General features: G+C 66.7%; 14 protein-coding genes. 9 read left to right on the top strand and 5 right to left on the bottom strand.

Annotation, left to right across the window (positions count from 1 at the left end):
* Window positions 1-258 precede the first annotated feature (258 nt).
* The 5 genes from rpsB (at window position 259) to ACFMRZ_RS11880 (ending at window position 4,638) form a co-directional block, all read left to right on the top strand.
* Window positions 259-1,137 carry a 30S ribosomal protein S2 gene (gene rpsB, locus ACFMRZ_RS11900; RefSeq protein WP_280274527.1) on the top strand — a complete coding sequence of 293 codons (879 nt, stop codon included), beginning with the start codon at window positions 259-261 and terminating at the stop codon, window positions 1,135-1,137.
* Window positions 1,138-1,243: 106 nt separating this feature from the next.
* Entirely contained in the window at window positions 1,244-2,068 is an 825-nt protein-coding gene (gene tsf / locus ACFMRZ_RS11895; protein WP_280274526.1) for a translation elongation factor Ts, read from the top strand.
* Window positions 2,069-2,308: 240 nt separating this feature from the next.
* Window positions 2,309-3,037 (top strand): UMP kinase, encoded by a 729-nt coding sequence (pyrH, locus tag ACFMRZ_RS11890; protein ID WP_187687673.1) that lies wholly within the window; start codon window positions 2,309-2,311, stop codon window positions 3,035-3,037.
* A 56-nt stretch (window positions 3,038-3,093) separates the two neighbouring features.
* On the top strand, window positions 3,094-3,651 hold the full coding sequence (gene frr / locus ACFMRZ_RS11885) for a ribosome recycling factor (RefSeq protein WP_280274525.1): 558 nt from the start codon (window positions 3,094-3,096) through the stop codon (window positions 3,649-3,651).
* A 63-nt stretch (window positions 3,652-3,714) separates the two neighbouring features.
* Window positions 3,715-4,638, top strand: coding sequence for a phosphatidate cytidylyltransferase (locus tag ACFMRZ_RS11880; protein WP_400182838.1), 924 nt, complete (start codon window positions 3,715-3,717; stop codon window positions 4,636-4,638).
* 5 nt (window positions 4,639-4,643) lie between these two features.
* On the opposite strand, the gene ACFMRZ_RS11875 is transcribed toward ACFMRZ_RS11880, so the two are convergent.
* On the bottom strand, window positions 4,644-5,027 hold the full coding sequence (locus ACFMRZ_RS11875) for a lipopolysaccharide assembly LapA domain-containing protein (protein WP_280274523.1): 384 nt from the start codon (window positions 5,025-5,027) through the stop codon (window positions 4,644-4,646).
* 124 nt (window positions 5,028-5,151) lie between these two features.
* On the opposite strand from ACFMRZ_RS11875, the gene rlmN reads away from it, so the two are divergent.
* Entirely contained in the window at window positions 5,152-6,261 is a 1,110-nt protein-coding gene (gene rlmN, locus ACFMRZ_RS11870) for a 23S rRNA (adenine(2503)-C(2))-methyltransferase RlmN (RefSeq protein ID WP_400179193.1), read from the top strand.
* A gap of 104 nt (window positions 6,262-6,365) precedes the next feature.
* On the opposite strand, the gene ACFMRZ_RS11865 is transcribed toward rlmN, so the two are convergent.
* On the bottom strand, window positions 6,366-7,622 hold the full coding sequence (locus ACFMRZ_RS11865; RefSeq protein ID WP_400179192.1) for a type II toxin-antitoxin system HipA family toxin: 1,257 nt from the start codon (window positions 7,620-7,622) through the stop codon (window positions 6,366-6,368).
* Window positions 7,619-7,924 carry a helix-turn-helix domain-containing protein gene (locus ACFMRZ_RS11860; protein WP_400179191.1) on the bottom strand — a complete coding sequence of 102 codons (306 nt, stop codon included), beginning with the start codon at window positions 7,922-7,924 and terminating at the stop codon, window positions 7,619-7,621. The genes ACFMRZ_RS11865 and ACFMRZ_RS11860 overlap by 4 nt, the downstream gene beginning before the upstream one ends.
* Window positions 7,925-8,554: 630 nt before the next feature.
* On the opposite strand from ACFMRZ_RS11860, the gene ACFMRZ_RS11855 reads away from it, so the two are divergent.
* The gene (locus tag ACFMRZ_RS11855; RefSeq protein ID WP_400179190.1) at window positions 8,555-10,108 is read left to right on the top strand and encodes an MFS transporter; all 1,554 of its coding nucleotides are present in this window, start codon (window positions 8,555-8,557) and stop codon (window positions 10,106-10,108) included.
* Between the two features lie 40 nt (window positions 10,109-10,148).
* Here ACFMRZ_RS11855 and ACFMRZ_RS11850 read toward each other — a convergent pair whose 3' ends face one another.
* Window positions 10,149-10,568, bottom strand: a complete 420-nt coding sequence (locus tag ACFMRZ_RS11850; RefSeq protein WP_400179189.1) for a hypothetical protein — start codon at window positions 10,566-10,568, stop codon at window positions 10,149-10,151.
* A 214-nt stretch (window positions 10,569-10,782) separates the two neighbouring features.
* On the opposite strand from ACFMRZ_RS11850, the gene ACFMRZ_RS11845 reads away from it, so the two are divergent.
* Entirely contained in the window at window positions 10,783-11,385 is a 603-nt protein-coding gene (locus tag ACFMRZ_RS11845) for a hypothetical protein (RefSeq protein WP_400179188.1), read from the top strand.
* A complete protein-coding gene (locus tag ACFMRZ_RS11840; RefSeq protein ID WP_400179187.1) occupies window positions 11,382-12,077 on the top strand; it encodes a LysR family substrate-binding domain-containing protein in 696 nt (231 codons plus the stop codon). The genes ACFMRZ_RS11845 and ACFMRZ_RS11840 overlap by 4 nt, the downstream gene beginning before the upstream one ends.
* Here ACFMRZ_RS11840 and ACFMRZ_RS11835 read toward each other — a convergent pair.
* Window positions 12,074-12,355, bottom strand: coding sequence for a DUF2631 domain-containing protein (locus ACFMRZ_RS11835; protein WP_280273121.1), 282 nt, complete (start codon window positions 12,353-12,355; stop codon window positions 12,074-12,076). The two genes, ACFMRZ_RS11840 and ACFMRZ_RS11835, sit on opposite strands and share 4 nt — an antisense overlap.
* Between the last annotated feature and the right edge of the window lie 40 nt (window positions 12,356-12,395).

The following is a 12,395-nucleotide window of genomic DNA, read 5'->3' as shown; positions in this document are numbered from 1 at the left end:
TCTGCGCGCGGCCGATACGACTGCAACGCTCCGGCGCCCGCACGCATACCCCCGCCCACCGATTAGGCCCGAACAGGCCGGGAGCGTAGACTAGCCGGGCGGTTCACCCAGGGTGAACCGACTTCGCGCGCCCGCATCGCAAGGGTCGCCGGCTGGTCCCGAGTGTTCTTCCGAATCCCGGGTCCGGCGGCCTCGGGCGCCAGGGTGGGGATCGCCGATCCCTGCGTCAACCGGCAACGAAAGCGAGATACGAGAGCTATGGCTGTCGTAACAATGAAGCAGCTGCTCGACAGCGGCGCACACTTCGGGCATCAGACCCGCCGTTGGAACCCGAAGATGAAGCGATTCATCTTCACCGACCGCAACGGCATCTACATCATCGACCTGCAGCAGACGCTGACCTACATCGACAAGGCGTACGAGTTCGTCAAGGAGACCGTCGCCCACGGTGGCACGGTGCTGTTCGTCGGCACCAAGAAGCAGGCGCAGGAGTCCATCGCCTCCGAGGCCACTCGCGTCGGCATGCCGTACGTGAACCAGCGCTGGCTGGGCGGCATGCTCACCAACTTCTCGACCGTGCACAAGCGCCTGCAGCGCCTCAAGGAACTCGAGGCGATGGAGCAGACCGGCGGTTTCGAGGGTCGCACCAAGAAGGAAATCCTCATGCTCACGCGTGAGAAGAACAAGCTGGAGCGCACCCTCGGCGGCATCCGTGACATGGCCAAGGTGCCCTCGGCCATCTGGGTCGTCGACACCAACAAGGAGCACATCGCCGTCGGCGAGGCGCGCAAGCTGAACATCCCGGTCATCGCGATCCTGGACACCAACTGCGACCCCGACCTGGTCGACTACCCGATCCCGGGCAACGACGACGCGATCCGCTCGGCCGCGCTGCTCACCAAGGTGGTCGCCTCCGCGGTCGCCGAGGGTGTGCAGGCCCGTGCCGCGCGCGCCGGTGGCGACGCCAAGCCCGAGGCCGGCGCCGGTGAGCCGCTCGCCGAGTGGGAGCAGGAGCTGCTGGCGCAGGCGACTCCGGCCACCGAGGATGCCCCCGAGGCGGCCCCGGAGACTCCGGAGACCGCCGCCGAGGCGGAGCTGAAGGAGGAGCCGGCCACCAAGACCCCGGCCGACTTCTGATCGCTCGCACAATGTTTGTTCACCGTGCCGACCCTTCCTCTTCGGAAGCGGTCGGCATGGTGTTGCCAGAGACCTGAACCTTTACCGTTGAAGGAGGCTCGCCAGGATGGCGAACTACACCGCCGCGGATGTGAAGCGGCTCCGTGAGCTCACCGGCTCCGGAATGATGGACTGCAAGAAGGCCCTCGAGGAGACCGACGGCGATTTCGACAAGGCCGTCGAGGTCCTGCGGATCAAGGGCGCCAAGGACGTCGGCAAGCGTGCCGAGCGCGCCACCGCCGAGGGTCTGGTCGCCGCCTCGAACGGCGTCATGTTCGAGATCAACTCGGAGACCGACTTCGTCGCCAAGAACGACGAGTTCCAGAACGTCGCCGGCGACATTGCCGAGGCAGCGGCCAAGTCCCGCCCGGCCGACCTGGACGCGCTGAAGGCGCTCGACGTCAACGGCAAGACCGCCGACCAGGTCGTGCAGGAGCTGGCCGCGAAGATCGGCGAGAAGCTGGAATTGCGCCGCGTCGTCTCGTTCGACGGCCCGGTCGCGACCTACCTGCACAAGCGCTCCTCGGACCTGCCGCCGGCCGTCGGCGTGCTGGTCGAGTACCAGGGCGAGGGCGACGCCGCCGCCGAGGCCGCGCGTTCGGCCGCCATGCAGGTCGCCGCGCTGAAGGCCCGCTACGTCACCCGCGACGAGGTCCCGGCCGACATCGTGGAGAAGGAGCGCGGCATCGCCGAGGCCACCGCCCGCGAGGAGGGCAAGCCGGAGGCCGCGCTGCCCAAGATCGTCGAGGGCCGCGTCAACGGCTTCTACAAGGACGTCGTGCTGCTGGAGCAGCCGTCGGTCACCGACTCCAAGAAGACCGTCAAGCAGCTGCTGGCCGACGCGGGCGTCACCATCACCCGCTTCGCCCGGTTCGAGGTCGGTCAGGCGTAGTAGATCGAGAAGGGCTCCCGTGCAACCGATCCGGTTGCGCGGGAGCTTTTTGCTACGCTGCGCGGCGTGATCCGGACGCTGTCCGAAGTGCGCCGAGATGGTCACGAATCAGTGGGTCGGTGCGCGTCGGGCCCCGGTCGTAGGGCAGGATGGACGCAGCTTTCGTCACCGTCCCGTGTACCTCCCGACACCGGATGGTCTTTTCGCGTGTGTACCAGGTTGCCGAGTAGAAGGAGACCGATGTCCGACCCGGAACCGGCCCGAAAGGGCTATCGCCGAGTGCTCCTCAAGCTGGGCGGGGAGATGTTCGGCGGTGGCAACGTCGGGCTCGACCCGGACGTGGTGCAGACGGTCGCCGAGCAGATCGCCGAGGTCGTCGGGTCCGGCGTGCAGGTGGCGGTCGTCATCGGCGGCGGGAACTTCTTCCGTGGCGCCGAACTCGAGGAACGCGGCATGGAACGGGCGCGCTCGGACTACATGGGCATGCTCGGCACGGTGATGAACAGCCTTGCCCTGCAAGACTTTCTGCAACAGCAGGGCGTGGATACCCGCGTGCAGACGGCGATCACGATGGGTCAGGTCGCCGAGCCCTATCTCCCGCTGCGGGCCAAGCGGCATCTGGAGAAGGGTCGGGTGGTGATCTTCGGCGCCGGAATGGGCATGCCGTATTTCTCCACCGACACCACCGCCGCCCAGCGCGCGCTGGAGATCGGCGCGGAAGTGGTGCTGATGGCCAAGGCGGTGGACGGGGTGTTCGACGACGACCCGAAGGTGAACCCCGACGCCATCCAATTCACCGAGGTCACACACAAGGAAGTTCTCGAACGCGGGCTGAAGGTCGCCGATGCCACCGCATTCAGTCTCTGTATGGACAACCAGATGCCCATGTTGGTGTTCAATCTTCTGACGAAGGGCAATATCGCCCGTGCGGTGGCCGGTGAGAAGATCGGCACATTGGTTCGGTCCTGAATCGTGGCTCACGAGCCCGGTACCGACATACGACGAATGCTGTGGAGGAAACGGTCGTGATTGAAGAAGCGCTCTTCGACGCCGAGGAGAAGATGGAAAAGGCCGTCTCGGTGGCGAAGGACGACCTCGGAGGCATCCGGACCGGACGCGCCAACCCGAGCATGTTCAACAGGATCGTCGTCGACTATTACGGGTCGCTGACGCCGGTCACGCAGATGTCGAGCATCTCGGTGCCCGAGCCGCGCATGGTCATCATCAAGCCGTACGAGCAGGCGCAGCTACAGACGATCGAGACCGCCATTCGCAACTCGGACCTAGGCGTGAATCCGACCAACGACGGCAACATCATTCGCGTGTCCATCCCGCAGCTGACCGAGGAGCGTCGCCGCGAACTGGTCAAGCAGGCCAAGTCCAAGGGCGAGGACGCCAAGATCAGCATTCGCAACGTGCGGCGCAAGGCGATGGAAGAGCTGGGCCGCATTCAGAAGGACGGCGAGGCGGGCGAGGACGAGGTCGGCCGCGCCGAGAAGGAACTGGACAAGACGACGCACCGGTATGTCGCCCAGATCGACGAACTGGTGAAGCACAAGGAATCGGAACTGCTCGAGGTCTGAGGCCTTCGGCAGTTTGCCCGCCGGGGCCGGAGACGGAGTAGACGACAAGTGAGCGACGGGACAATGGTGGCCGAAGAAGCCGCCGCCGGCGATGCGGTGCCGGCGAGCGACGCGCCCGGTGTGACGCCGGCGCGGGAAACACCGTCGGCGGCGCAGCCGAACGGTAAGACCTCGCGTGCCGGCCGGAACTTACCCGCGGCGCTGGGCGTCGGCTTCGCGCTCGGCCTATCGCTCATCGCGATCCTGTTGTTCGTCCCCAAGGTGCTCATCGGCGTGGTGGCGGTGGCCATCGCGGTCGCCACCTGGGAGGTCGCCAAGCGGCTGCGTGAGGCGGACGTGCTCGTGCCGCGCATCCCGCTACTGCTCGGCGGGCAGGCGATGCTGTGGCTGGCCTGGCCGTTCGGCACCGAGGGCGTGGCGGGGGTGTTCGCGGGCACCGCGCTGGTGTGCATGGGCTGGCGGCTGTTCGACCACGGTCTGGCGGCGACGCCGCGAAACTTCCTGCGCGACACCGCCATCACGCTGTTCGTGCTGGCATGGGTGCCGCTGCTGGCCTCCTTCGCGGTGCTGCAACTGCAGCAGGACGACGGCAATCTGCGCGTGCTGACCTTCATGATCCTGGTGGTCTGCTCGGATGTCGGCGGCTATGTGGCCGGGGTGCTGTTCGGCAAGCATCCGATGGTTCCGGCCATCAGCCCGAAGAAATCATGGGAGGGTTTCGCCGGGTCGCTGGTGTTCTGCATCATCGGCGGTCTGCTCACGGTAACCCTGTTGCTGCAGGCGAATTCGATGATCGGCGTGCTGGCCGGTATCGCGGTGGTCCTGGTCGCGACCGGTGGCGACCTGGTCGAGTCGCAGGTGAAACGCGAGCTGGGCATCAAGGACATGGGCACCCTGCTGCCCGGGCACGGCGGCATCATGGACCGCCTGGATTCGATGCTGCCCTCGGCGTTCGTGTCGTGGGTGGTCTTCACCGCTCTGCTGTAGGCCGCTCAGCCTCTCCTGGCAGCCCGTCGCAACTGCAGGATTCGCCCGCCGCCGACGAGTGCCATCACGAGCGCTCCGGCGATCACCGAGAGCAGGATGGTGATCCCGAGCGGCAGCGAGAAGCTCCAGAAGAACAGCGTCACCTCGGCTTTGTCCAGGTTCTGCAGGATGAATACCAGCAGGATGATGCCGAGCACGGCGGCGGCGACGAGGGCGACCCAGGTGTAGCCGGTGCGGGTCTTGAGTGAGCGTTTGCCGCGTGTCGTCGGCGGTGCTGGTGTGGTGGGCAGTGTCTCCGCGCCGGGAGTCGCGGGCGTGACAGGGGTTACGGGCGTGCCGGGGCCGGTGTACGGATCGGGTCCCGAGGTCGGTGTGGTTTCGCTGGTCATACCTCGATCATTGCCGCTGGCTATGGTATTTACACGCATAACCCTCCGCTGATGTCGGCATGTGACCGCCGCCTCCGCGCCCACCTGCCGGTTCGGATCGCGCTGATGGGACAATGGATGAGTTATGGCTACCTCCCTCCCGCTCGTCTTCGATGCCCCGCGCCGGGATATGCCGCCGCGTCACCTCGCCGACCTCGACGCGGACGAGCGGCGCAGCGCGATCCAGCAACTCGGACTGCCGAAGTTCCGCGCCGACCAGATCGCGCGCCAGTACTACGGCCGCCTGCAAGCCGACCCCGAACAGATGACCGACCTCCCCGCGCCCGTGCGAGCCACGGTCGCCGAGGCGCTGTTCCCGCCGCTGCTGACCGAGGTCCGGCACGTGGTCTGCGACGACGGCACCACCCGCAAAACCCTCTGGCGCGCGGGCGACGGCACACTGCTGGAGTCGGTCCTCATGCGCTACCCCGACCGCAACACCCTGTGCATCTCCAGCCAGGCCGGCTGCGGCATGGCCTGCCCGTTCTGCGCCACCGGCCAGGGCGGGCTCAACCGCAACCTCTCCACGGCCGAGATCGTCGACCAGGTGCGCGCCGCCGCGGCAGCTCTACGCGACGGTGAGGTCGCGGGGGGACCGGGCCGTCTCTCGAACATCGTGTTCATGGGCATGGGGGAGCCGCTGGCCAACTACAAGCGGGTGGTTGCGGCTGTCCGCCGCATTACGTCCCCCGCGCCGGATGGTCTGGGTATCTCGCAGCGGAACGTCGTGGTGTCGACTGTCGGCCTGGCCCCCGCGATCCGCAAACTTGCCGACGAAAACCTGTCCGTGACTCTGGCCGTCTCCCTGCACACTCCGGACGACGAACTGCGAGACACGCTGGTACCGGTCAACAATCGCTGGCCGATCTCCGAAGTCCTCGACGCCGCAAGGTATTACGCCGACAAATCCGGCCGCCGAGTATCCATCGAATACGCCCTCATCCGCGACATCAACGACCACCCCTGGCGAGCGGACCTACTGGGTTCCAAACTCCACAAAGCCCTCGGTTCGCGGGTCCACGTAAACCTGATCCCCTTGAACCCGACCCCGGGCTCGAAGTGGGATGCCTCCCCGAAACCCGTTGAGCGGGAATTCGTCCGGCGCGTGGAGGCCCAGGGCGTGCCGTGCACGGTGCGGGATACGCGAGGGCAGGAGATCGCGGCGGCGTGTGGGCAGTTGGCGGCTGAAGAATAAGGAATTCAGCCGACTGGAAAGGAAAATCCAGCTCCCGGTCCGCCACTTCTGGGTATCGCCCAGTGGTTTGATGGGCAGGACGAAGCGCCGCCCAACAGCGTGCGTCAATGCTTGGCAGGCCGGAGTTCTCGGCGCCGGTTCTCGATGAGATTGGCTAGGTGGTGGGTGGTCTTGTCGTCGAAGCCGATTTCTGCGATCCGGGCTGTCCACGGTTCCGATGCTTCGACGATGCGGGCCAGGCTGCGGTCGATAGATCGTTTGCTGACGCCCAGGCGGGCGGCCGCTTCGCTCCACCAGCGGTGTGAGAGTTTCGCGTCGCGCCCGTACAGCGACAGAGCCATGGGGTCGCGCCAGCTGAGGTACGGCTGAGTGCTGAGGAGATCGTATGCCGGTGTGATTTCCCAGATTCCGGCTGGATTGCGGCGGATCGACAGGTTCTTGCCGTGTAGATCGCCGTTGCCGATGAGGTAGCTGAATGCGGCGATTTCCAGTACCTGCAGAGCAGCCAGACGGTAGGAGCCGCGGCCGGCGGCGACCGCGTCTGCCAGGGCTATGACGGCCTCCTGCAACGTGATTCGGTACTTGGCGGCGGGGTATCGACCGAGGACCTGGCAGGCGTCTTCCTGGGCCAGTCGGCGGATCTCGCCTTGTTCGACGATGCGGTCGAACCTATCGATGAACAGCGCGGTGCGGCCATTGCTGTCTGTGGCGAGCCGATGGTTGGGCACACGGAGGCCACATGCCGCTGCCATGTCGAGGAAGAAGTTCTCGTTCTCGACGAGGAGTTGGTAATCGGGCGGATTGAGTTTGAGAATGGCGGGGCCGCGCGCGGTGGAAACCGGGGTCGAGATCATTTGCGCTGAGACCTTGATCTGGACTCCGGGTAGTGCCGTCCGATCGAGATCACCCGGATTGCTCGACGTGGCGCGAGCGAACAAAGTCGTGAAATCTGCGTACCTCGTATCGGTCCTGTCGAACAAGGGCTGCGGGGCGGTGGGTGTGGTACCTCCAGGCAGAACCTGGATATCGCCGATGGTATCGGCGCCGACGGCCAGCAGAATGCTGAAGTGGTCGTCCTCGCTGGTCTTGGCCGCGGCCGTTATCGCAGTGAGGCGCAGGCCTTCTGGGAGTAGACCGGCGAAGAAAGGCGGCACCGATCCTCCGGTTGCCCGGAATGCTCCTGCTCGTTTCGGCAGCGTGAATGCAACGGGTGGCGCTGTCGAATCGTCGAGGTATGACTCGCTGTAGCTGAACACGATATCGTCGCGCTCCCGACGCAATTGTCCGGCGATACGGCCTGCCTTGTACACGTCGGCTTCGCCGACGGTGCGGAGGTCGGCGAGGTCGCTCGGCGCCGTCACTGGTGGTCGTCCTCTGCTACGCGCAGTTCGGCGGTGTCTCCGCTGATGGTTTCGGCATCGGCTTGCGGCATGGTGACGAGCGTCAGCCCGAGAGCATCCAGAATTCGGACGGTGATGGCGAGAGTCGGCGACAATTGCCCAGCTTCGAGCTTGCGTACCGAGGAGACGCCCACATCGGCGAGGTCGGCGAGGTCGAGTTGGGTCAGCTCGAGGGTGCGGCGCCGCTGCGCTACGAAGTTGCCGAAGGATGCAACGGGACCCGATTCTGCCCGCGATCGTTGCCGCGGTTTCGGCCGTGCCATCCTCACCCCTATCGTTTCGATCGCAGTGTTAACGAGTTGCAGCGGCAGTGTCGCGGGCTCTGGCAGTATGGCCAAGCAACTAACAGTGCTATGACAACGATAGCAGGTGGGTTCTGGCTGGACATCTTTCTAAGCAGCCTAATCGTTTCGATCGCAACGTTATTGTGCCGGAGTTCGCGCGAGGCTGCTTCGCGCGCCGGGGTGCAGGCTGTCGTCGGCCCGGATGTGCCCGGGTGCATGAGAATTCTTGCGTTCGTCGGCAACATGCAGAGGGGCGGTTGGGCACCTTGGTGTCGAGATAGTTTCGCTGAAGACGCGGACGAGGCCCGGGGGCATGCTCAACCCCGGGCCTCGTCGGACTGCGTACAGCGGGTGGTCGGCGGCTTGGGCTACCCTCGACCACCGGTGTCCTCGGGGGCACCCGGGGACGTAGGGGAGCTTACGGCTGTGAGACTGGTCGGCTAGGTTTTCCGTACGGGAGCAATTGATCTGTTATCTCCAACCGAACGGTTCGGTTTGGGGGCGGCCAGGGAAGATCCATCGATCTGCGACACGCCGCCGCGCCGGCTCCGGTTTCGGGCTACACCTGGGCAATATGTCGGCGATTGCCATTCGGAGGAAGGGGACGGTGTGGCGACGATCGACACTCCTGTGCCGCAGGCGTGGCCGCGGCGGGTGGCGCGGCGGCGGGATCGGCGGCGGTTCGCGTTGAGTGCGGTCGCGGTGCTGTCGAGTCTGGCGAGTGTGGACGCGGCCGTGCATGCGATGGCGATGCCGCAGGTGGTGCGGGGGTTCGAAATGGGTTCGGAGGCTGCGGGTTCGGCCTCGTGGATCGGGAGTGCGGTGACGGTGGCGTTGCTGCTGGGGGCGGGAGTGCTCGGCGATCGAATCGGGCGGCGGCCCCTTCTGATCGCGGGTGGGATCGGCGTCGTGATCGGTTGTCTGGTCAGCACTTTCGCTGCCGATGAGTGGATCTTCCTCGGTGGCCGCGTGGTAACGGGGATGGCCACTGCGGCCATTGTGGTGACGACATTGTCGGTGATGCCGGGATTGTTCTTCGCGTCCGAATTGCCTGCTGTGGTGGGGATGTGGCTGGCGGTGCAATCGGCGGCGGTACTGACCGGTGCGCTGTGCGGCGGTGTGCTCGTCACTGAAATCGGTTGGCGTACAGGGTATTTGATGACCGCTGGCATGGCGACGGTTGTACTGGGGCTGGGATGGCTGGTGGTGCCCGCCGCCGAGCGCGCGCCGGATCGGCGTGTCGACACCGTCGGCGCGCTGCTGGCCGGGGCGGCGCTCGCCGTGCTGTTGGTCGGGGTCGGATCGGCCGTCGAAATCGGCTGGCGCAGTGCGGTCGTGGTCGGTTCGATAGCCGCGGCGGCGGGGCTGGCGGCGCTGTTCGTGTGGTGGGAGCGCCGCCGTCCCGACCCGGCATTGCCGATGCGGCTGATGCGATCGACGCCGTTCGCCGCGGCGTGTGTGGCGGGCATCGCGAACGAGGTCGCCGCGGCCGTCTACCTGTTGCCGATCGTCGCGCTACTGAGCAGTCCGGCGGAGCCCACCCTGACCGCGCTGGTGCTCGCCGTTCCGATGTTTCTCGGCATGATCATCGGCGCTGTGCTGTCGGGATCCGCACGGCAACAGCGGGTGTCGCTGCGGGCGCTGCTCGTGTCCGGCCTGCTGTGCTGTGCGTGCGGTACGCTGCTCGGTGCGTGCGTCGATGTGCGGAACGAGTCCTGGCTGTACGCGACGGCCGGGACGATTGTCGGTTTCGGCGTGATGTGGACGCGCGTGCCGCAGTCATCCGTGATTATCGCGGCGGTCTCGCCGGAACACGCCGGATCCGCGGCCGCTGTACAGGCTGCGGCCCTGCGGATCGGTCTGGTGCTCGGCCCCGCGGCGCTGGGACCGATCGTGGTCGTGTTCGGTGGTGACGGCCCGGCCGCGTTCTTCCACGGGTTTCCCGCGGCGCTGCGGGTGACGGCGGTGGTACTCGCCGCCGCGGCGGCCGCCATCGGTGTCCTCATGTACAACCATCGAGCGCGCACAACGGTCGGGGCCGCCAGTTATTGCCGCTACCGCGCCGGACAGGGCCGCAGGGCGCGGCTCGGCGGCTCTGCGATACGCGACGTGATGGGGAGTGATCGTGCTGCGAGTGATCACGCCGGACGGCGAGAACGTTGACGCCGAGACCTACTCCGCACCGATGTTCCCGCTCGTACCCCTACCCCGGAATGACGTACTCCACGCGCACCGAATCGGGGGAGTGCACGAATTCCTTTGTGGTGACCGTCAATTCGACATGCCCCGGGCCCGACGGAATCTGCGCGGAGTTGTACCACGACCCGACCAGCTTCACGGTGGTGTCGCCGCGCGCCCCGGTGTCGATGTTGTGCCAGGACACGTACGCGGTGGTGGCGCACGTGCCGATGCCTTGGAACGCGCTGGTCAGGTGGATCGATGAGGACGAGTCCTGATCCACGTTCCCGCGAATCGTGCCGTAGCAGAGGCCCGCTTCGGTCGCGGAGGTTTCGAGGACCGGGATCTCCGCGGCCGCGGCCGCGGCGGGTCCGGCGACGAGCAGGGCCGGAATACCAGCGAACGCGGCGGCCACGGCTACGGCCGACTTGCGCACAGGACGCATGAAAGTTCCCTTCGATACGTCGGAGCCGGTGAACCGGCCCGAATACCCCAATTAGCGTCAACGTCGCGGCGGTCGTTACGTGTCGACCCCGCGAGTGTCGTTCGCCCCACCCGAAACCCTTGCGGCGTGAGCTGATCGGTCGCCCGAGGAGAGGAACGAGAACTCCACACCCCGATTCGCTGTGAGATCTACGTCACAGCAATAACATCTTCCTATGTCAGCCCTGCGGAACGGATCAATGGCGATCGAGGGCCGGGTCGAGCGCGTGCCGACGGACGCGCCGAAGGTGACTTTTCGGGCCGGGACGGGAGAGGTACTGGCGATCGCGGTACGCGCGGCCGCCGGCCCGGGCGGTCGACTGGCGAGTCTGCTCGGGTCCGGTCGCGAACGGTATCGAATCGACTACCCCGACCGGTCCGAGGTGTGGGTGGACCCGAAGGACTCTGCGTCCACCTCGGTACACCGCGCGGACGGCGCGGTCGTCGGGACTATTCTGCGCGCGACGTCGGCCACCGCGGTCGCCGCGACGGGCGGCACCCTGTTCCATTTCGTCCGCGACCCGGGCACGCCCCGCACGCCGGAACTCGCGCGCCTGCTGGTGCTCGACCGATCCGGCGGCGAACTCGGCTGTGTGGACATCGGATACGCCGGATCGGACCCGTACCCCGACCGGATCGCTGTCCGCGGCTTGATCCTCCGCGACCGGGTCGAGCAGGACATGCTGCTCGGCGCCTGCGTGGACATGACGCTCGGCCTGCGACCCTATTGCGTCGAAAGGGAACAGGGTGCCGGCCACCCGATACCCTTACCGGAATGACTGAGTTTGCTCCCGATGCGCTGCGCGTGGGCTACGTCCCCGGCGTGACCGTGGCCAAGTGGGCACGCCGATGGAGCGAACGATTCCCGGACAGTCCCATGGAATTGATCGGCGTACCGCAGGCCGAACAGGACGCGGCGCTGCGCGACGGCCGGGTCGACATGTGCTTCGTGCGCCTGCCGATCGACCGCGAGGGCATGCACGCCATTCCGCTCTACCGCGAACTGCCGGTCGTGGTCGTGCCCAAGGACCACCCGATCTCGCTGTTCGACGAGGTGACCGCGGCGGATCTGGCCGACGAGCGGATGCAGGACGCCGGCGACATCGACGCGTTGGCGGGCACGGTCGAACTCGTCGCGGCGGTCGGCGGCGCCGCCGTCATGCCGCAGTCGCTGGCCCGGCTGCATCACCGGCGCGACCTCGTCTTCCGCGCCGTCACCGACCTGCCGGATACCGAGGTAGCCCTGGCGTGGCCGGTCGAGCGGACCACCGAGACGGTCGAGGAATTCATCGGGATCGTGCGCGGCCGCACCGAGCGCAGCTCACGGTCGCCCTCGGGCCGCGCGAAAGACGCTGTGGCCGAACGCGTCACACCGCGAAAGGATCCGGGCAAACAAACGTCCGGCGGTCGTGGGACCGCCGGACGCAGGAATCCGGGCCGCGGCAAGCAGACTCGCCGCCGGGGGCGTTAGCGCGGCTTGTTCTTCAGGAACGAGTCGCGAATCAGCACACCCGCGAGCGCGATGGCGAAACCGATGAGGAAGAGATAGCCGATGTTGCCCGTGCCCGACGAGGCGCCTTGCGGGCCCTCGAACAGCATGGCCAGCAGGATTACCACGACCACCCAGCCGGCGGCGCGGAAGGTGCGCCGCGACTCGCCGCTCCAGCCCCAGGCCGCGGACGGAACCTCGGCGGGATCGACCTTGGTGACGACGGTGCTCTTGGCGGGCTCCAGTTCCGTGGCGGCCACGTTCGCTCCCATCCGTTCCAGTTCGTTGCACAACCTGTGC

Source organism: Nocardia sp. N2S4-5 (assembly GCF_044628355.1).
In the GTDB taxonomy this organism is placed as follows: Bacteria; Actinomycetota; Actinomycetes; order Mycobacteriales; family Mycobacteriaceae; genus Nocardia; species Nocardia wallacei_B.
Note: the sequence above shows the minus strand (reverse complement) of the source record. Positions and strands in the feature narration are given on the sequence as shown.

Bases quoted from the DNA above. Each gene is read 5' to 3' on its own strand.
- rpsB (WP_280274527.1), top strand. From the start codon at position 259: ATGGCTGTCGTAACAATGAAGCAGCTGCTCGACAGCGGCGCACACTTC.
- tsf (WP_280274526.1), top strand. From the start codon at position 1,244: ATGGCGAACTACACCGCCGCGGATGTGAAGCGGCTCCGTGAGCTCACC.
- pyrH (WP_187687673.1), top strand. From the start codon at position 2,309: ATGTCCGACCCGGAACCGGCCCGAAAGGGCTATCGCCGAGTGCTCCTC.
- ACFMRZ_RS11880 (WP_400182838.1), top strand. From the start codon at position 3,715: ATGGTGGCCGAAGAAGCCGCCGCCGGCGATGCGGTGCCGGCGAGCGAC.
- ACFMRZ_RS11875 (WP_280274523.1), bottom strand. From the start codon at position 5,027: ATGACCAGCGAAACCACACCGACCTCGGGACCCGATCCGTACACCGGC.
- rlmN (WP_400179193.1), top strand. From the start codon at position 5,152: ATGGCTACCTCCCTCCCGCTCGTCTTCGATGCCCCGCGCCGGGATATG.
- ACFMRZ_RS11860 (WP_400179191.1), bottom strand. From the start codon at position 7,924: ATGGCACGGCCGAAACCGCGGCAACGATCGCGGGCAGAATCGGGTCCC.
- ACFMRZ_RS11850 (WP_400179189.1), bottom strand. From the start codon at position 10,568: ATGCGTCCTGTGCGCAAGTCGGCCGTAGCCGTGGCCGCCGCGTTCGCT.
- ACFMRZ_RS11845 (WP_400179188.1), top strand. From the start codon at position 10,783: ATGTCAGCCCTGCGGAACGGATCAATGGCGATCGAGGGCCGGGTCGAG.
- ACFMRZ_RS11840 (WP_400179187.1), top strand. From the start codon at position 11,382: ATGACTGAGTTTGCTCCCGATGCGCTGCGCGTGGGCTACGTCCCCGGC.